26 protein-coding genes and 1 pseudogene are annotated in these 16,589 nt (G+C 37.5%); 20 read left to right on the top strand and 7 right to left on the bottom strand.

Annotated elements, in window-relative coordinates; all coding sequences use genetic code 11:
- Positions 1-491 precede the first annotated feature (491 nt).
- From AM592_RS09210 to AM592_RS09200, 3 genes are all read right to left on the bottom strand, one after another.
- On the bottom strand, positions 492-953 hold the full coding sequence (locus AM592_RS09210; RefSeq protein ID WP_053603528.1) for a CarD family transcriptional regulator: 462 nt from the start codon (positions 951-953) through the stop codon (positions 492-494).
- Positions 954-1,166: 213 nt separating this feature from the next.
- A complete protein-coding gene (locus AM592_RS09205) occupies positions 1,167-2,075 on the bottom strand; it encodes an acyl-ACP desaturase (protein ID WP_053603527.1) in 909 nt (302 codons plus the stop codon).
- A 547-nt stretch (positions 2,076-2,622) separates the two neighbouring features.
- Positions 2,623-3,000 (bottom strand): SET domain-containing protein, encoded by a 378-nt coding sequence (locus AM592_RS09200; RefSeq protein ID WP_053603526.1) that lies wholly within the window; start codon positions 2,998-3,000, stop codon positions 2,623-2,625.
- Between the two features lie 833 nt (positions 3,001-3,833).
- On the opposite strand from AM592_RS09200, the gene AM592_RS09195 reads away from it, so the two are divergent.
- Both AM592_RS09195 and AM592_RS09190 read left to right on the top strand, forming a co-directional pair.
- On the top strand, positions 3,834-4,922 hold the full coding sequence (locus AM592_RS09195) for an N-acetyltransferase DgcN family protein (RefSeq protein WP_053603525.1): 1,089 nt from the start codon (positions 3,834-3,836) through the stop codon (positions 4,920-4,922).
- On the top strand, positions 4,919-5,995 hold the full coding sequence (locus AM592_RS09190) for an alanine/ornithine racemase family PLP-dependent enzyme (protein ID WP_082363905.1): 1,077 nt from the start codon (positions 4,919-4,921) through the stop codon (positions 5,993-5,995). The genes AM592_RS09195 and AM592_RS09190 overlap by 4 nt, the downstream gene beginning before the upstream one ends.
- A gap of 438 nt (positions 5,996-6,433) precedes the next feature.
- Here the strand turns inward: AM592_RS09190 and AM592_RS09185 are convergent.
- The 3 genes and pseudogenes from AM592_RS09185 to AM592_RS09175 all read right to left on the bottom strand — a co-directional run.
- Positions 6,434-6,832: pseudogene (locus AM592_RS09185) on the bottom strand (sigma-70 family RNA polymerase sigma factor); the annotation flags it as partial.
- 23 nt (positions 6,833-6,855) lie between these two features.
- Entirely contained in the window at positions 6,856-7,350 is a 495-nt protein-coding gene (locus AM592_RS09180) for an ImmA/IrrE family metallo-endopeptidase (RefSeq protein ID WP_053603524.1), read from the bottom strand.
- A 399-nt stretch (positions 7,351-7,749) separates the two neighbouring features.
- Entirely contained in the window at positions 7,750-8,121 is a 372-nt protein-coding gene (locus AM592_RS09175; protein ID WP_053603523.1) for a helix-turn-helix domain-containing protein, read from the bottom strand.
- A 160-nt stretch (positions 8,122-8,281) separates the two neighbouring features.
- Between AM592_RS09175 and AM592_RS09170 the strand changes: the two genes are divergently transcribed.
- The 17 genes from AM592_RS09170 to AM592_RS09110 all read left to right on the top strand — a co-directional run bounded on the left by AM592_RS09170 (position 8,282) and on the right by AM592_RS09110 (position 15,612).
- Positions 8,282-8,524, top strand: a complete 243-nt coding sequence (locus AM592_RS09170; protein WP_053603522.1) for a helix-turn-helix transcriptional regulator — start codon at positions 8,282-8,284, stop codon at positions 8,522-8,524.
- 13 nt (positions 8,525-8,537) lie between these two features.
- Positions 8,538-8,660 carry a hypothetical protein gene (locus tag AM592_RS24955; protein ID WP_264080176.1) on the top strand — a complete coding sequence of 41 codons (123 nt, stop codon included), beginning with the start codon at positions 8,538-8,540 and terminating at the stop codon, positions 8,658-8,660.
- Positions 8,661-8,777: 117 nt separating this feature from the next.
- Positions 8,778-9,347, top strand: a complete 570-nt coding sequence (locus AM592_RS09165; RefSeq protein ID WP_053603521.1) for a helix-turn-helix domain-containing protein — start codon at positions 8,778-8,780, stop codon at positions 9,345-9,347.
- Complete coding sequence (locus AM592_RS09160) at positions 9,344-9,616, top strand: hypothetical protein (protein ID WP_053603520.1); 273 nt, start codon at positions 9,344-9,346, stop codon at positions 9,614-9,616. The genes AM592_RS09165 and AM592_RS09160 overlap by 4 nt, the downstream gene beginning before the upstream one ends.
- On the top strand, positions 9,616-9,792 hold the full coding sequence (locus AM592_RS24130; RefSeq protein WP_158320299.1) for a hypothetical protein: 177 nt from the start codon (positions 9,616-9,618) through the stop codon (positions 9,790-9,792). The genes AM592_RS09160 and AM592_RS24130 overlap by 1 nt, the downstream gene beginning before the upstream one ends.
- A 178-nt stretch (positions 9,793-9,970) precedes the next feature.
- The gene (locus AM592_RS09155) at positions 9,971-10,183 is read left to right on the top strand and encodes a YqaI family protein (RefSeq protein WP_053603519.1); all 213 of its coding nucleotides are present in this window, start codon (positions 9,971-9,973) and stop codon (positions 10,181-10,183) included.
- 99 nt (positions 10,184-10,282) lie between these two features.
- Positions 10,283-10,468, top strand: a complete 186-nt coding sequence (locus tag AM592_RS09150) for a hypothetical protein (protein ID WP_053603518.1) — start codon at positions 10,283-10,285, stop codon at positions 10,466-10,468.
- Positions 10,465-11,409, top strand: a complete 945-nt coding sequence (locus AM592_RS09145; protein ID WP_053603517.1) for a hypothetical protein — start codon at positions 10,465-10,467, stop codon at positions 11,407-11,409. Before AM592_RS09150 ends, AM592_RS09145 begins: the two co-directional genes overlap by 4 nt.
- Positions 11,369-12,169 (top strand): PD-(D/E)XK nuclease-like domain-containing protein, encoded by an 801-nt coding sequence (locus tag AM592_RS09140; RefSeq protein ID WP_318773056.1) that lies wholly within the window; start codon positions 11,369-11,371, stop codon positions 12,167-12,169. Before AM592_RS09145 ends, AM592_RS09140 begins: the two co-directional genes overlap by 41 nt.
- 187 nt (positions 12,170-12,356) lie before the next feature.
- Positions 12,357-13,325 (top strand): winged helix-turn-helix domain-containing protein, encoded by a 969-nt coding sequence (locus AM592_RS09135; protein WP_053603516.1) that lies wholly within the window; start codon positions 12,357-12,359, stop codon positions 13,323-13,325.
- Positions 13,270-14,088 (top strand): ATP-binding protein, encoded by an 819-nt coding sequence (locus tag AM592_RS09130; protein ID WP_192841142.1) that lies wholly within the window; start codon positions 13,270-13,272, stop codon positions 14,086-14,088. Before AM592_RS09135 ends, AM592_RS09130 begins: the two co-directional genes overlap by 56 nt.
- The gene (locus tag AM592_RS24350) at positions 14,081-14,248 is read left to right on the top strand and encodes a hypothetical protein (protein ID WP_098945219.1); all 168 of its coding nucleotides are present in this window, start codon (positions 14,081-14,083) and stop codon (positions 14,246-14,248) included. The genes AM592_RS09130 and AM592_RS24350 overlap by 8 nt, the downstream gene beginning before the upstream one ends.
- Positions 14,248-14,472 carry a hypothetical protein gene (locus AM592_RS09125; protein WP_053603515.1) on the top strand — a complete coding sequence of 75 codons (225 nt, stop codon included), beginning with the start codon at positions 14,248-14,250 and terminating at the stop codon, positions 14,470-14,472. Before AM592_RS24350 ends, AM592_RS09125 begins: the two co-directional genes overlap by 1 nt.
- The gene (locus AM592_RS09120; RefSeq protein WP_225970348.1) at positions 14,469-14,873 is read left to right on the top strand and encodes a RusA family crossover junction endodeoxyribonuclease; all 405 of its coding nucleotides are present in this window, start codon (positions 14,469-14,471) and stop codon (positions 14,871-14,873) included. The genes AM592_RS09125 and AM592_RS09120 overlap by 4 nt, the downstream gene beginning before the upstream one ends.
- On the top strand, positions 14,870-15,031 hold the full coding sequence (locus tag AM592_RS24345; RefSeq protein ID WP_192841141.1) for a hypothetical protein: 162 nt from the start codon (positions 14,870-14,872) through the stop codon (positions 15,029-15,031). Before AM592_RS09120 ends, AM592_RS24345 begins: the two co-directional genes overlap by 4 nt.
- 78 nt (positions 15,032-15,109) lie before the next feature.
- Positions 15,110-15,358 carry a hypothetical protein gene (locus AM592_RS09115; protein ID WP_053603514.1) on the top strand — a complete coding sequence of 83 codons (249 nt, stop codon included), beginning with the start codon at positions 15,110-15,112 and terminating at the stop codon, positions 15,356-15,358.
- Complete coding sequence (locus AM592_RS09110) at positions 15,358-15,612, top strand: hypothetical protein (RefSeq protein ID WP_053603513.1); 255 nt, start codon at positions 15,358-15,360, stop codon at positions 15,610-15,612. Before AM592_RS09115 ends, AM592_RS09110 begins: the two co-directional genes overlap by 1 nt.
- A gap of 7 nt (positions 15,613-15,619) precedes the next feature.
- Here the strand turns inward: AM592_RS09110 and AM592_RS09105 are convergent, their stop codons facing one another.
- Complete coding sequence (locus AM592_RS09105; RefSeq protein ID WP_053603512.1) at positions 15,620-16,099, bottom strand: hypothetical protein; 480 nt, start codon at positions 16,097-16,099, stop codon at positions 15,620-15,622.
- Positions 16,100-16,335: 236 nt separating this feature from the next.
- Between AM592_RS09105 and AM592_RS09100 the strand changes: the two genes are divergently transcribed.
- The gene (locus AM592_RS09100) at positions 16,336-16,536 is read left to right on the top strand and encodes an XtrA/YqaO family protein (protein WP_053603511.1); all 201 of its coding nucleotides are present in this window, start codon (positions 16,336-16,338) and stop codon (positions 16,534-16,536) included.
- The last annotated feature ends 53 nt before the right edge of the window (positions 16,537-16,589 follow it).

Genomic DNA, 16,589 nt, shown 5'->3' with positions numbered 1-16,589 from the left:
TTCCGTTTGGAGGGACTTTTAAAATGGATAAATGGTTTCTAGTTCTAGAAATTCCGTCATTTTTTATCGTTGACCATATATTTAGATGTTGCCAACTCGCGTGCTATTCACTGTCACAGTGGATGTAAGAAATTCTTAAAGATAGAGGTGAGATTGATTGTTTTTTTCTTCTAGAAATAATCACTTAGATATACCTAAAACAATGAAAGCCCTACCTCTCTTCCATCCTTACGGCTCCTTGTCCGTGCCAGTGTGAATCGGTATTACAAATATCAAGTGATTATTTTATCGAGTTTTTTGATAAAACTTCAAATGTTCGTAGAAGAAGTTTAAATAATAAAAATGGATTAGATTGTAGAAATAACAAAAGAGGTAATGTTCTAAAAGTAAGTTGAAGAAGTTGAATGTTTTGAAATGATTTACTTTTAATCATAATATTACCGAAAAATTCAGAATATTTGTTGGGATGAATACATTATCTATAATTAACCTTAACAGAAACTTTTTATTTGTTTTTCAGTAATTCCTTTAATTACTTCCAGTTCACTAATCAAAAATTCATATGCATTATCCAACATTTTTTTTTCGCTTGCATTAAGTGCTTTTTCTTTCTTCATGCGCATTAAATCACGTACAACTTCAGCACCTTCCTGTAGTTCACCCGTTTTTATTTTGTCCGTGTTTACTTTATACCTTTGTTTCCACGGTAGAAATCTATCTGATTCTCCATGCTGAAAAATGTGTATGATGTGTTTTAATGCAAGTATATCAGTAACTGGTCGTATACTTGAACTCAATATTTTACGCGTTGGAATCATAACTTGCATATTACTGATTGACATTTTTATGACATAATACTGTTGTTTTTCCCCTGAGAATTCTTTTTCTTCTATGGCTTCAATTATACCTACTCCGTGCATTGGATAAACAATGTTATCGCCAATTTGAAACATAATCCACCTCCATATATGATCCTTTTTAAGGTTACCACATATGTGTTTTTTTATCAAATATTTAATATTATCATGCGTTTATCTTTGGTGTCAATAACTTTTTCTTTGAAAATCAGATCAAGCAAAAACAATATCAAAAGAATAGGGAACGTGTCGGATTCCCAATAAAAGGGAAGGTCAATTGTTCCGTGTATATCCTGAAACCTCGGCTAATTAACATAGATCAGTTTTTCCTTGAAAACGACCAAATCGATCCCGTATTTTTTTCAACCTTGCGTGGTACTCCAAAATCTCAATTCTTGCTTTTTCAGCTAGAGGTGCAATTGGTCTTAAGTTTTTTAACCCCCAATAATCAACTACTACATCAAGTACTTGATCAAAATATTGCAGTGGCCCATAGTTAGCTTCTTTTGCAATCACAGCCATTCGATTTTCAAAATCAGGCATAACAGCACCTGGCATTTTAAAATTCATAATCACATTGGCAATATGATAGCAATAATTAGGTTCCAATTCCAAATGTATTCGAATGACATCCCGGTAAAATGCATAATGAAGAGTCTCATCTTTGGCAAGACGGCGTAATAATGTAGCAAGATCTGGATCATGCTCACTTGAAACCTTGGCTACATTATTGTAAAACACCATCGTTGCAAGTTCTTGTAGCGTCGTATATGTCATCGCTTCGATTGGCGTATGAAAATCAGGCTCAAATCCACCCTCAACGACTGACTTTCTTAATTCATGTAATCGTTTAGGATTCACACTCCGAGTGAGTAGTAAATATGTCTCCAATAAATTCGAATGTTGATCCTCTTCTGAAGTCCAAGTATGAATAAAGTCTGTAATAACAGAAAGGGACCCTTTAAAAGTCGCAGATAAATAAGTTGTAAACCATGGCAAATTCACTTCTGTTAATAAAGCTGTTTCAATGGCTGTAATTACACCAGAAGGAAGAGTAACTTGACTTTCGTCCCAAGGAACTCTTTTAAAGTCCATTCCCTTATCCCAAGGTAAAAACTCATGATAACCCCAGTCTATCTTTTGCGCTCTTATTTTATGTTGTTCATACAGTTCTTTTAAACGTGGTTCTAATCGGAAATCTAAATCATTTGTTAGCATATATAAGTTCCCTCTTTTCTTATCATTGATAGTCATTCTATTTCTACATTCATTTTTATCCTTAAAAATTTTCTATAAATATTACTTTCCTTTTTTTAAGTCAAAAATAACAAATTTCATCAAAACTCTATAAGAACCCTTTATTTCTATATGATATTTTTCATATCAAAAGGGAAACCATTACGTATATTGTGATTTTTATAAAAAGGGTTCTGAGGCATGCGATATGTTGTTTAGCCTAAATAAAAGAAAGAGCGTGTTTTGATCAATTTTTTTTCAAAACACGCTCTTTCTTTTTGTTCGTTTATCAAGGTTATTAGTATCAAATTGATCAAACATTATTCTAAAGCAACACATGATCAATTATGACAATAAAGAAATTAACAACAATGCTTTATAAAAGTCTTTATCTAAAAATCTTGTACAAGCTTTATTATAAACCATTAATTGGTAATTTATCTGATTTGTACATTAATAAAACTGGCTAACCTTATATTACGATTGGGCGCTTTCTTTAAGAGAGGATGCGCTTGATTATTTTTTTATTTTAAACCTTATTAAACCAAAGTGGGTCATTGTCATCAACATCGCCATTATAGTTTATTAGAATTTCTTCTCCTGCTTTTATATCTGTAAAAGCATAGTATACAAACGTGTGATTTGTAAAATTAATATCATAAGTTGCATTGGGTTCATATGAATGGTTAAACAGCATTCCATAACCAAGAACGACTGCAGTGTGGTTTATTCCATACTCAAAAACGTAATCAGTGAGTATTGTTTGTTCAATGTATTTATGCTGGTCGTTAGGATAAGGAATGACAGGTGCTTCATGTATAAGTTCCCCTTTTTCTATATCGCATGTAGCGAATACCCCTCTATTAAATTCTCCATTACTTAGTGTAGAGGCTTTTACCTCAATCAAATTAAGTCACCTACTCATCTTTTATGTTTTCTATCTAATTGTACCTCAACTTTTAATTGAACAAGTTAATAATACATTTATTGTTTACTTTAGTAAATTGTTATAGAAAAGAAATATATTATTTACAATTATTGTTTAATAAAAGAAGAAATCTATACTGTAATTTATCAATATAATGGATGTGAAAAGAGTTTTCTTTTTTATTCAACAATAGGGCGCTTTCCTGTAACAAGGGTCAGCGCTTATTTCTGTTTTAAGACCAGATTGTTGAACAACACCTTTAAAGAAAACTGGGTATTTATTTTAAAATATAGATGAGATTGTGAAGGATTGTACGTGAACGGGCGAGAAAGGTTGAAGAAGAATTCATGGTCAAATCTAAAACACCTCCTACCAATGAAAGGTGTTTGTTATTTGTCTTTTGAAATCTTTTCTATTCTTCTGTAATCATTAGGTTTTCAATATGATTTTGTCATAAGTTTTTGGTATGACGCAAGATAAAGTTACACTAATGTCTGCGGTTCTGAATAAAAGGAAGTTACTCCACCATTCGTACCTATATCCTTAATAAAAAGCTGATGCAAACCTGCCTTTTGATGTAATCCTTGATTTTTATCACAAGTCTTTGGAATAAAACAATATAAACCTTTATTTTTTAACTATGCTATACTTGTACCATGCGTAGAATATTGTATATTCTGAAAAAAATTACATTTTCTAACTTATAGGCTTCTTTTCTATATGGGACAGGTGTTTTTTCCTTAACCAAAAATGTAAAATCTCTTTTACGCGTAAAGACGGAAGTAAAAATAGATTTGGGGAGGAAAAGCCTTATGAAAGAAACAGCAATAGTATATTGTGAAAATAAATTTGGTACAATGGATGGAAAGACAGCTAATGGACTGACTAGAAGCTCAAGGAAATATGAGATTGTCGGAGTTATTGATAGTACAAAGGTTGGTATGGACGCCGGTGAATACCTTTTAGGAGAGAAAAATGGAATTACTATATTCAAGAACCTTAATCATGCTCTTAAAAATTTACAGAGTGTTCCTGATCAATTCATTTACGGAATAGCTCCTTCTGAGGCATTTTTGAAAAAGGATGAGAGAAATATCCTTTTTAAAGCAATGGAACATGGAATGAATATCGTTAACCCTCTTCATGAATTTTTTACGGATGATGAAGAATTTATCAATCATTCTAAACAGTTTGATATCACAATCCATGACGTAAGAAAGCCTGCGCAAAAAAAGGACATGCATCTTTTTTCAGGGCGGATTTTAAACATTAATACACCCATCGTAGCGATACTTGGCACGGATAGCGCAATAGGCAAGCGAACAACGTCGGTTCTTCTCGAAGATGCCTTACTTGAAAAGGGCTTAAATGTCGCTTTTATTGCAACTGGTCAAACAGGTTTAATACAAGGCGCAAAATACGGTGTTGCGATTGATGCTATTCCTTCTCAGTTTATGACAGGTGAAATTGAAAACCAGATCATGAAAGCTTATGAAAATGATAATCCCGATATTATCATCGTTGAAGGCCAAGGGGCGTTAAGCCATCCTGCATATATAAGTTCGTGTGGGATTTTAAGAGGCTCAAGACCTGGGGCAGTCATCATTCAACATGCGCCCAAACGAGAACATTTAGGTGATTTCAGCTATATGAAAATGCCAACGATAAAAAGTGAGATTGACCTCATTGAAAACTTTTCAAAGTCAAAAGTGATCGCTGTGACCATCAACCATGAAAACATGTCTGATGAAGAGCTGGGTATAATAATATCGGAATATGAAGATGATCTTAAACTTCCAACGACGGATGTTCTCAAATTTGGGTGCAACAAACTGATTGCATGTATCTTTGATGCTTACCCAAACTTAAAAAGTAAACAGAAAAACGTATTATTTAATTGACCATACCTTTTACACCACGTGTCGAAATCAACCTTGCAAAAATTGCACATAATGCAGCGAAGCTAGTCGAAATATATGGCTCTAAAAATATCGGGATAATGGGGGTTACAAAAACGGTTTGCGGAGCTCCAGAAATAGCAAAGATATTATTGGACCAAGGTATTCACATGCTCGCAGATTCGAAATTGGTAAATCTCCAAAAAATGCGTGATGCAGGAATTAAGGCAAACTTTGTTTTATTAAGATCACCTGCTTTAAGTGAAATTGATTCGGTTATTAAAAATGCAGATATTAGCATTAATACCGAACTTTCCGTTATTAAAAAATTATCCGAATCCGCTTTGGCATATAACACTGTGCAGAAGATTATTCTAATGATTGAAATGGGAGATTTAAGAGAAGGGATAATGCCCGTAAATCTTGAGACTTTTATTCAAGAGGTCTTGAAACTCCAAGGGATTAAAATTGTAGGGATAGGTGTAAACTTTGCTTGTTTTGGAGGAGTCAAACCAAACGAACAAAAAATGAATGATTTATCTATACTGGCCAACGCAGTTGAAACGAAATTTCTGCTTCCTCTTTCATATGTATCAGGTGGAAACTCGGCCAATTATAATTGGTTTATGACAGCTGATAGTGTTGGTAAAGTTAACAACTTACGGTTGGGAGAATCTATTTATTTGGGACGTGAAACCTTAAACCGAATGGCAATTCCAGAATTATATACTGATGCGTTTACTCTCGTTACAGAAGTTATTGAATCGAAAACAAAACCATCTATACCTTACGGAGAAATAGGTCAGAATGCTTTTGGAGTCTTTCCGCAATTTCAAGATCGTGGACAAATAAGTAGAGCTATTCTTGGAGTGGGGAATCAAGACGTACTGGTAGCAGGACTAATACCAACGTTGGATATTGAAATTCTTGGTTCAAGCAGCGATCACACCGTGCTCGATGCCAAAAAAAGCAACTTAGCAGTAGGAGACGAAGTAACTTTCAACCTTAACTATGGTGCACTACTTTCCATAATGACTTCCCCTTATGTATATAAAAAGTACAGCAACGCCCTTTAAGTAATCATTCTTGGCCTTAAACTCCCTTCTTTCCTCCATTCATTTGCTAAAGCAGAAAGATTTAATAGTCTGCATTTCATCTATCTAAAGCTATTGAAGTTTTATAAATCTTTAAGGAGACTTTTCATAATCTGGCTATATTTTATTTTGAATTTTCTGCCGGATGAAACAAATTCAGAACAAGTAATACATCACAAACGAAATGAGATCTCATTATTAATTTATAGGGGCAGACCCAAATGTCATTTGACTGACGGGTAAGCCCCTTCTTTTTAAAAATTCAAACCATCTTTTGATATTAGGCAGCCTCATTGGCTGCCTTCTTTATGAGGTTGTGGTGATTTTGCAAATAGAGATACTGTTATTCAGTTATAGGGTACTTTATTGGATTTTTATTTGACAAACCCAAGAGGCGCTCTTGCTTCGGCCTCCTTACAATCATTTCCCCTTAGCCTTTTTCCGCTTTTCTTTCTCCGCTCGATAAAACTCATGAAACATCTTCATCAGAGCCCGCTTTTCAATCCGGGAGACGTAGCTTCGCGAAATCCCCAGCTCCTTTGCGATTTCGCGCTGCGTTTTTTCTTTCCTTAAATCAAGTCCGAAACGACCGACGATGACTTCTTTTTCGCGGGTATCCAAAATGTCGATATATTTTTTGACTTTCTCAAGCTCCATATTGAGTTGAATCGTATCGATCACATCTTCGCTTTCTGATTTAAGGACATCGATGAGGGAAATTTCATTCCCCTCTTTATCTTGGCCGATCGGATCATGCAGGGAGACGTCTTTTTTCGTTTTTTTCAAGGCGCGAAGATGCATTAATATCTCAAGTTTTATTACTATAGGGGGGCGCGTATTGGTTATGGTACAGTACTAATATTATAAAAATAAAGCTTGTTGTAATACATACCCAAACGTTTTTTTGCAAAAGTGCAAGTTGTTTCAAACGTGTCAGCTACCTGTTGCGATGCATGAAGTTGATTTTTAGGTAAATCCAACCCTTTAAGCATGAATGTGGGGATGCAAAAATGAAATGCAAAATAACGCGCTTGTTTTTCTTGGTATTTTATCCATTCTTCATGCATTTCAGATTGATCGCCTTCATGTCTAAAAATGTGGCACACTTCATGGCTAAAATCTATACGTTGCTGAGCTGTTGGCAATCGGCTATCTAGGATAATACTATACAATCCATTTATTTCGATAAACTGGCTTTTTACATCCTTGTAATGAATCCAGATTCCAAGTTTTCTTGCGATGTTTTCAAAATCCAAATCTTCTGGAAAGCAAATATTAAGTTTCTTATAAAAATTTGCTATCCAATCTTCCAAATGACTGTAAGTATAGTGCTTCACTCGTAAAACCCCCTAAGATAAAACTTATACTACAGAATTAGCGGTAATCAGATTCAAACTAATCCAAATAAATTTATTGATTAATTAGAAGAGAACGTACGTTCTTTTTAAGCTGGAAAGAAAAGCCCGTAATAGGGCTATCTCTTTTAAAAATTTATCATTCACATACTTAATTACCTTTATCGCGGTCTATCTTAGACTGATAGGTTGGAAGGGCTTGGAACCCCATTCGGGACTGGTGATTATCACCTATGCAAAAAGACCTATTATATGGCTAAAAAAAAGAACTTTTTATAAGCCAAGAATTTGTTTCTTGGTATAAAACTCTTCATTAGTAATATTACCAATATCGAGCAGTTCTTTTGTTTTGAGAAAAACACTAAAAATGGCTTTATGTCATTATTTGTTTCGTTTGTTGGGTTGTTGATCGCCGGGTTTTCTACCTCTCTCGGCTTCGAGCAACCATTCTAACATCTTGATTTTCTCTTCCTTAGTAAATTCTCCGTCGCTTGCTGCAACTCGAACCTCAGGATCGTCAACAATTCTTTCAGCTGTTTGGCGATAGCTTTCTCCACGAACTAAATAATCAATTGAAACATCAAAGAAATCACTTAATTTTTCAAGGGATTCTAAATCTGGCTCTGATTCATTTTTTTCATACTTTGCATATCCTTGCCTTGTCAATCCAAGAAACTTAGCCATATATTCTTGTGTCTTCTTTGCTTCGATTCTTAGCTCTTTCAGCCTATCCCCAAGCTTTTTATCGGGCATATCAATCACCTTCCAATTACTATTATACGCAACAAAATGTTTACATAAAAGACCCGCAATAAAAAGTTGCAAACAACGGTTGACAGCAACTAAAAATTGCGTATAATTAAAATTGCAAAGGCAACAAAAAGTTCCCTTAATGATATCAGGAGGTGACATCATGACAGAAAATGAGTTGAGTGAACTTTTGAAGAATTCGCGAAAAAAGCTTCATTTTTCACAGCAGGATGTAGTTGATAAATCTGGAACTGGTATTACAAGACAATATTACGGCATGATCGAAAAAACTGAAAGACAACCATCTGTTGCTCTTGCAAAAAAATTAGCACCTGTACTTGGAGTTCATTGGACTATTTTTTTTGAAATCGATAGCAACAAAAAGTTACGGAAAACAACTGCTTAAGGAGGTGAGTACTTTGAAAGTAAACGTAATAAAAGGTCCTCGTTTCGAACAGGTCCAGGAACTAGCATACCGTCATCTAGCGAAATTGCTTGCTGAAAAGTATTCAGATGTACCAAAAAAGAAGGAGGTTGGATGACAAATCGACTAAATTTTATCGAAAAACTTAAAACTCAATGATAGGGGCAATTGATCGTTAATTCCTTCCTTAATAAAAGAATATCACCAAAAACGATGTATATCAGGGGGCGAACACATGACGAACAATCCGTATAATCTCAAAAATCTACCTTTGATTATGCGGCATGTCAGAAAAGACAGAGGGTTATCCCAGTATCAACAAGGACAACTGATGCGCCGTGATCAGCGGGAGATTTCAAATATCGAAAATGGACTTATCCGGGTGACGCCAGATATGGCAATCAAATGGTTTACCGTATTGGACGCATACGAACATATTGATCTTGTTCATTATCTTTTCAAACTTCATCCTATGGCAACAGCACCGGTTAATCCGGAATTGAACAATAAGCCTGCTAGGGCCATAACCAATCTGAAAATTCAAATGAGGCAAGCCTTACAGGCCTTAGAAAACATTGAGGATTGGATGTTAGATCAACGTCCCGGCAAACGATCGGAATTACCGATAGCCGATTTTGGAGAAGTAAGCGATATTGATGACGCATTGAAAACATTCTTTTATGCAGCAAGTAGAGAATTTGATCTCAATATGGTTGAGGTTGCTGATCAGTGGACAAGAAAAGCCATTGTACAACACGTAGCAATGCCACAAAAACAAGAGAGAAAGGAAGCAGCCATGATATGAATGCAAAAGACTTTTTACCCAAACATTATGTAAAAGCAGCACAGCATCAAAAATGTTTACACGAATTGATTTTAAGAATGGAACAACAGTTATTCGAGGGAAGTATTGAAGAAATGGATAGGTGCCGTAAGGACATGGCTAACAGCATTCGAGAGATCAAAAGATTACAAGAAATAAAGAAAAACAACGATGCCTTGAGGTCCACCTTATATGTACTTAAAGCAAGAGGTATTGATGTAGAAGTTGTCTTGAAAAGGGGGATCGATTAATGAAAAGGACATTAAAAGAAGAAATGCTTTGGCTGGCTGACACGCTTGAAATTTACGCTCAAGACGAAAAATCCAGATCAAATATCGATGAAAACCAATACTGGTATGCATTAGGGATCGAACGAACCTGCATATTAATCAGAGAACACGTGGAAATGGTAGAAAAAAAGCACTGAGCGCCAACTCAATGCCAATAAAGTTAAAGAATTTGAATAATTGATAGCTCTATTATATCGCACACAGTAGAGCGCGACAAGCTTGTGTTTGTCGTCGGATCAGTGAAGGACTTATCCCCCTCACTTAAACCTTTGCTGGTCCGGCGATGCACTCAAGCATCAGAAAGAAGGTGAAAACGTGAATATTGAACATCCTGCAATCTCTAGTATCAATCGTACTGGATACGCCGATATGGTAGCTCAGGAAGAACATCAAGGCATTGATTATTTCGGTAATGAGATTTTAATTGGTGATGATGTCGTAATCGATGAAGACGGCGAAATGGTCTTAAAGGATGATTTAGAGAAGTTTTTGTCTGAGAAGTATGGGTTTAAGTTTCAGACATTATAAAAGCCCGCATGGGGAGATGCGAGCTAGGAAGGTGATGCCGTTACTGTATTCGTACTTCCATTGTACGGTATTGCCTTGAAAAACACAAGGAGGTAAAGCATGGCTAAATCAATCACAACTGCATTCGACGGACGTTTGGAAGCTCAACAACGTTTAACACTGGCAGGGGGATCAATCGGCTACCGCAAAGGAAAACCAGTATTCCAATTCCCTAGCAAGGCGCAATATGACGAGTATTTGAGCCTCGGTGCAGAGGCATATAAAAGAAAGGTGGGTTTAGCGTGAACGGATTATCTACCGTTGATTATTCAGACTACATGCCACCTCAGCAGCAAGCTTCCAGTGTAACGACAGAGGTTATGGTGAGCAGACAGGCTCAAGAGGTACAAGCTGCCATGGTGATTGCGAAGAAGTTCCCACGTGATACGTATCAAGCCTTCGAACGGATCAAAACGGCTTGTGGCCGTAAGCTATTGGCCGAGAGCGCAGTGTACGAATATCCAAGAGGGAATCAGAAGGTTTCTGGTCCATCTATACGACTTGCTGAAGCACTTGCTCAAAACTGGGGAAACCTCGATTACGGAATCATGGAGTTAAAACAGAAAAATGGTGAATCCTCAGTTATGGCCTATGCTTGGGATCTTGAAACAAATACCCGTCAAACTAAGATTTTTACGGTCAAGCACGAAAGGAAAGCAAGGGGCAATATTAGCAAACTAACGGATCCAAGAGACATTTACGAAATGGTTGCGAACCAAGGTGCAAGAAGGGTAAGAGCCTGCATCCTTGGTGTTATCCCAGGAGACATTGTAGATGCTGCCGTTGATATGTGCCAAAAGACATTAATGAGTGGACATACGGAGCCTTTGGAAGATCGTTTACGAAAAGCATTTAGCGCCTTTAAATCCGAATATGGCGTGACCAAGGAAATGATCGAGGAATATATCGGTAGCAATGCTGATGCCTTTACTGAGCAAGATTTCTTGAAGATCAGAAGGATTTACACTTCCCTACGTGATGGGATGGCCAAGAAAGAGGATTATTTCAATACGAAAGTAAGTACAGCTACGAAATCAAAAACAGAGGAAGCCTTTAAGCAGAAACAATCTTCTCCTGAACCTGAGAAAAAAGAGTCATCAAAAGCTGAGAAGAAAGCAGAGGATAAGCCGAAAGAGGGTGCTAAGGATGCAAAGCCTTCTGCATTTGAACAAGAAAAATTACTATAGTCGCGAGATTGATCAGCAATACATGTCCAATTCACAGTTTAAGAGCTTCCTTGAATGTGAAGCAGCCACAATGGCGAAGATCAACGGAGAGTACACGGAGCCTTCCAGTGAGGCCCTTCTCTTCGGGTCTTATGTTCATGCCTGGTTAGAAGGTCCAGAAGCGTTTGACGAGTTTAAACAGAATACGCCAGCTTTATTCACGAATAAAGGTCAGCTTTATAAGCAATATCAGCTGGCAGACATCATGATCGAAACGATTCAAAATGATCCACTTTGTATGTTTGTTCTCACAGGAAGAAAAGAGGAAATCATTACAGCTGATCTGTTCGGTGTCCCTTGGAAAGGAAAGATTGATGTATATGATCCGGACGCTGGAAGATTCGCTGATTTAAAGACTACTAGAGCCTTACGGGGCAAGATTTGGGACAACGAGTTGGGTTACTGTTCTTTTGTTGAAGCATACGGCTATATCGGTCAAATGGCGCTATATGCGGAGATTGAAAAGAGAATGACTGGACGGTCTGAGTGGTTGGAACCTTTGATTGTCGGAGTCTCTAAAGAAGATCCACCGGATAAAGCAGTGATCAATATCGATGAAAGTCGAATGGCCGTGGAGCTTGAGGATATCGAAAAGAAAATGGATCGTATTCTCCAAGTCAAACATGGCGGCCAAAAGCCAGAGCGTTGTGAAAAATGCAGGTATTGCCGTAGGACAAAGCAGCTGGATGGAATTATTCATTTTACTGAGTTGATCGGATGAAAGAAGAACTAGAAACAGTCCCAATCCCATACTGTTACGTTTGGCTAACTGAAGGTTATCACGAAAGGAAAAAGCTATTCCGGGCGTACATACAAGGTTATCTCAACAAGAATGAGCCCGGTCTGCAGCTGGTACGAATTGAGGGCATGACGGCGATTTGTAAAAAGAAATGAGGAGAGATCGGGGCATGGAAAGTGGAATACAGGCGTCGGGGTTCGTGATCCAGCCCCGATTACGCTTCAAATATGTTAGGGATCAAATGCTTTACCAGTACCTATTGTCAAGGGCTGAATACAGGGATAAGGCGGAATTATCAAAAGGGAAAACGATAATCAAAATTACTCACTTATCAGAAGAACTTGGTTGGACGAGAAAAGAGATTTCATTCTCTTTAAAAAGATTGGAGAAAGAAGAATACATCACCAAGGAAACATTGCTTCAGAAACGAGGAACCTTGATCACAATTGTTGATTACGAAAATCTTCAAAACCTAACTTTTTACAAGAAAAAAGATTCAATTAAGGGACAAGAGAAGGGACATGAGGATGATATGAAAAACAATGGCAATGGACATGAGGATATTCCAGAGATCATTGATATAACAAGTGTTGAAGATGATGTGAAAATTAACAAGGGACATGAGAAGGGACAAGAGGAGGGACATGAGAAAGGACATCTTATTAGTATAACAGCATTTATAAACAGCATTATAAACATCAATAAAACATTAAAAGAATATATCGTCGATGCTCCAGTGAAAAACAAAAATTTGAGCTCGATCGAGGATATTAAAACCTTTGTTGATTTTGCTTCGCAAACCAACGCTCTGCCACAGGGGGCCAATTTAAAGATTATAGTTTCATATTTTGATTGCATTCGACTGACCAGATCAACTTGCACGGTATCGGCCAACATCTTGGTGAAATTCATTGAGAAGATTCACAAATACTCGGCCAACCAGATTCATTACGCCATGTGGAAGCATGTTGAGCAGCACGATGACAAAAAAGAAAGCTATACTCTCGGCATCATGCGAAATACGAATGAACATGAAGCGCGGCGAGGCTTGATGAAACTGAAAAACAAAGGAGGCGGCACATTTGAAAAGCTTCCGGGAAGCTCTCAAGAAGGGAGCAAATACGAATACGGATTCTAAGATCACTAATCAGTATAAATGTCCGGGGTGTGGTGAAATCGTAAAGGAATTTACAACGGTCATTGCGATAGGGCCAAGCAAAGGAAAAACGGTGTCCAGTAAGATTGGCTGCGATTGCCCGGTATATGAAATAGTGAAGCAAGAGCAAAAAGAAGCTGATCAAGCCAGGATGAAACGGATTTTTAAGGATTACAGCTTAGTGAATAAATCACTGGAACAAGCAAATTTCAAGACATTCGACCAATTAAAGTTTCCAGAGGCATTCAAAACAGCAGTGGATTTTGTAAAAGAGTTTGATCTTAAACAGCCGTCCAACCTCTTTTTCCAAGGAACTTTCGGAACCGGGAAAAGCCACCTGTCCATATCGATTTCAAAAGCACTGGTGGCTCGGGGGTATAGTTCCATTTTCATCTCCATTCCGAAGCTTCTGACAAAGATCAGGGGAACATATAACAATCATTCAGAGGTAACGGAAGAGCAACTCGTAAAAGCCCTGTATGCTGCTGATTTGGTTGTTTTTGATGATATCGGAGCTGAAGGAGATTTAAACGGATGGTCAGCGCAAAAGCTCTTTGAACTGCTGGACCAACGCTCTGGAAAACACAATGTGTTCACCACGAATTTGCAATCTGATGATTTCGAAGCAACTAGAGATAGAGCGAGGCTATTCTCAAGGATCATGGAGAACACGACGCCGGTTATTATGAACGGATCTGATTACCGAAAACGACACTTTTTGAAGGAGGGGAAAGAGAGTGTGTGAACTATGCAACGGAGAAAAGAAAATTATCGAGCAGCTGTCTTTTGGGGTTCGGTTTATTCCTTGCCCCAATTGCTCAACAGAAACGGACCTGCAGCCAATCATTGACCAGTTGAAAGCGAAAATAGATGAAATTGAATCAGCGAGAAAGGAAAGTGCTTAATGCTCTATATCGCCTTAGAAAACGCGGATTTTGCGTGGAGAGAGGAACAGGTCAAAGAGGTCGATAAGCTTTGGAAAGATGGGGCACCACTCGACACGATTGCCAAGTTAATGGGCAGATCGACGAGGGATGTATTCATCTTGATCTATGACAGGCTGGATACAGGAAAATTATCAGGAAGAAAAGGCAGCATTTTTGGATATCTACAGGAGGCGGTGGAGTGAACAAATTCACCATTCCAATCGTGCCGATGGGAGCCGTTCGCATGACACATAAAGGCAAATTCAAAGATAAAAATGCTCAAAGGTACTTAGCTTACAAAAGCGCTATCCAGTGGCAGTTGAAACAGCAACTGAAAGGGCACAAGCTCTTTACGGGTCCGGTTCATGTGGAAATATGGTTTAACATGCCAATCCCGGCTAGTTGGAGCGGCAAAAAGAAAGCAGAAGCCGTCGGCACTCGTCATTGTAAAAAGCCTGATATTGATAATTTAACCAAGGGTTTGTTTGACTCTCTTAATCAATTGATCTGGACAGATGATAACCAGGTTGCCAGTATGACAGTTTACAAGGTTTATGCGGAATCACCTGGTATTGAAGTCTTAGTGAAGGAGGTTGCGGCATGAGTACAAAAAATAGAAATGATCAGCTTCCGGGCGAGGTTATTACATGGAAAATGAGTGAAAAGGAACGGCTGGCGTACATAGCCAAGCATCCGATAATTCCAGAGGAAAAGCCGAAGCCGTTAGACATGATTGAGCAAAAAATTTGGTCAAAAAAATAAAAAAGCCCGAGCAGAGCCCGGACTATAGCGGGTAGGAAGTTCATTGTAACAGGGTTCTGATCCAATTTGGAGGTACTTATGGAGGATAAATTACAGGAAATTGTGAATGAAGCCAGCATACGTACAACGATATTTGAGGATACGTACATCGTGGAAATAAGGAAGGAGTCATTTGATTATCTCATAGAGCAAGCTGAAAAGACTGTTAACGTAGAAAATGAACGCTATTATAAAGCTTTGATTGACATTACAACAAATCCATCGATCCATAGTGCAGATCAAATGTACAAAGTTGCACTAAAAGCACTGGCAGGTGATCCCGAATGATGTCTTTGCAAACGCAAATTCTGCATAGTGTCCTGGCATCGAAAAATCAGGTGCTGACGGTGGATTATCTGGCTAAGAAATATAAGGTGCCAGCTGAATATATCGTGGCTCTAGCTGAACGAAACAAAGATTTCGTTGTGACTAATGGTGTGGTAATGGCGAAACGGGAAAAGGCTTTGACGGCAGCATTCGCTGGGGCTGGGGTCGTTTTGCTATTTGGGATTGTTGTTTTGCTGCCGGGGTTGATTGGATGAAAGTACTTCAGTTTCCTCTAATAAGTCTAATGTGAAATGGTAATAGAAATCTAAAGGCAAAGAGATAAAATATAATTGAATAAATTAAATTCCAGCCGTTGTACGCCATATACCCGGATAATTGCATTCCAATATCAACTAATAGGGAGAGTACTGTAAAAAATATTGTCAATTTCCATTTGTTTTTCTTAGTAAAGAAATTAAAAAACAATACACCCAGTGAAGTTGGTATAAAGGTGTAGGATAGTATATCGCCTATTCCAGCTTCCTTTGGATTACCTAAATGGATAAGGTCAAATACTCTAGCAACTAAAGTATCACTTAGCCAGGTAGCAAACCCCAAAATACCAAACGTGATGTATACTTCTCTCCAGGTAATATGTTTTTTAGGAACGATTAAAACAGTTATAAATAACAAAATGGTTACAACGATAGGAAACCATAGTCCTTTTGAAGTTAAATCTAATTTATCCAATAAATTGTTCATCTTTAAAATGCTCCTCGTATTATCTAAATTAAGCTTTGACTAAGGAGAGGTTTTATATACGAAAAATTCCGTAAAAAAATAAAGGAGTCAGGGGGTATGGACAAGCAAGAGAGATATAAAATGGTTATTCGAATCAATGATGTGATCGACCGGTGATGTGGAAGAACAGATACGTTGGGGGCTATTGAAACCAGCATGAGTATCGACTTTTGGCCATTTATTAGGAGGGGAACATTATGAGACTGAAAGAATTGAAAATTGATCCTAGTACAATGAAACTAGAAGTTGATATGATGGAAGAGCAGGGAAACTTTGCAATTGTTGTATGCAAAGGAACCGCAAAAATGACCAAGCTTCCCCCACATGGTGAGACGAAGATCATTACTCACCAGGGTAAGGTGAAACGCGTTAAGTTTGACGAAGGGGAAGAGTTTTAATTTTATTTCATATTCCACCTAAAATAATTTAAGGTGGAATATGAAATAAATCC

Origin of the sequence: Bacillus gobiensis (genome assembly GCF_001278705.1) — a bacterium.
GTDB classification, from domain to species: Bacteria; Bacillota; Bacilli; order Bacillales; family Bacillaceae; genus Bacillus; species Bacillus gobiensis.
This window is presented reverse-complemented; position numbering and strand designations above follow the sequence as displayed.

Excerpts from the sequence above, each read along its gene's own strand:
- AM592_RS09150 (WP_053603518.1), top strand. The coding sequence starts at position 10,283 with ATGGCTAAATCAATCACAACTGCATTCGACGGACGTTTGGAAGCTCAA.
- AM592_RS09100 (WP_053603511.1), top strand. The coding sequence starts at position 16,336 with ATGAGACTGAAAGAATTGAAAATTGATCCTAGTACAATGAAACTAGAA.
- AM592_RS24345 (WP_192841141.1), top strand. The coding sequence starts at position 14,870 with ATGAGTACAAAAAATAGAAATGATCAGCTTCCGGGCGAGGTTATTACA.
- AM592_RS09135 (WP_053603516.1), top strand. The coding sequence starts at position 12,357 with ATGGAAAGTGGAATACAGGCGTCGGGGTTCGTGATCCAGCCCCGATTA.
- AM592_RS24130 (WP_158320299.1), top strand. The coding sequence starts at position 9,616 with ATGAAAAGGACATTAAAAGAAGAAATGCTTTGGCTGGCTGACACGCTT.
- AM592_RS09110 (WP_053603513.1), top strand. The coding sequence starts at position 15,358 with ATGTCTTTGCAAACGCAAATTCTGCATAGTGTCCTGGCATCGAAAAAT.
- AM592_RS09195 (WP_053603525.1), top strand. The coding sequence starts at position 3,834 with ATGAAAGAAACAGCAATAGTATATTGTGAAAATAAATTTGGTACAATG.
- AM592_RS09125 (WP_053603515.1), top strand. The coding sequence starts at position 14,248 with ATGCTCTATATCGCCTTAGAAAACGCGGATTTTGCGTGGAGAGAGGAA.
- AM592_RS09170 (WP_053603522.1), top strand. The coding sequence starts at position 8,282 with ATGACAGAAAATGAGTTGAGTGAACTTTTGAAGAATTCGCGAAAAAAG.
- AM592_RS09140 (WP_318773056.1), top strand. The coding sequence starts at position 11,369 with ATGCAAAGCCTTCTGCATTTGAACAAGAAAAATTACTATAGTCGCGAG.
- AM592_RS09210 (WP_053603528.1), bottom strand. The coding sequence starts at position 953 with ATGTTTCAAATTGGCGATAACATTGTTTATCCAATGCACGGAGTAGGT.
- AM592_RS09205 (WP_053603527.1), bottom strand. The coding sequence starts at position 2,075 with ATGCTAACAAATGATTTAGATTTCCGATTAGAACCACGTTTAAAAGAA.
- AM592_RS09165 (WP_053603521.1), top strand. The coding sequence starts at position 8,778 with ATGACGAACAATCCGTATAATCTCAAAAATCTACCTTTGATTATGCGG.
- AM592_RS09175 (WP_053603523.1), bottom strand. The coding sequence starts at position 8,121 with ATGCCCGATAAAAAGCTTGGGGATAGGCTGAAAGAGCTAAGAATCGAA.
- AM592_RS09105 (WP_053603512.1), bottom strand. The coding sequence starts at position 16,099 with ATGAACAATTTATTGGATAAATTAGATTTAACTTCAAAAGGACTATGG.
- AM592_RS09115 (WP_053603514.1), top strand. The coding sequence starts at position 15,110 with ATGGAGGATAAATTACAGGAAATTGTGAATGAAGCCAGCATACGTACA.
- AM592_RS09160 (WP_053603520.1), top strand. The coding sequence starts at position 9,344 with ATGAATGCAAAAGACTTTTTACCCAAACATTATGTAAAAGCAGCACAG.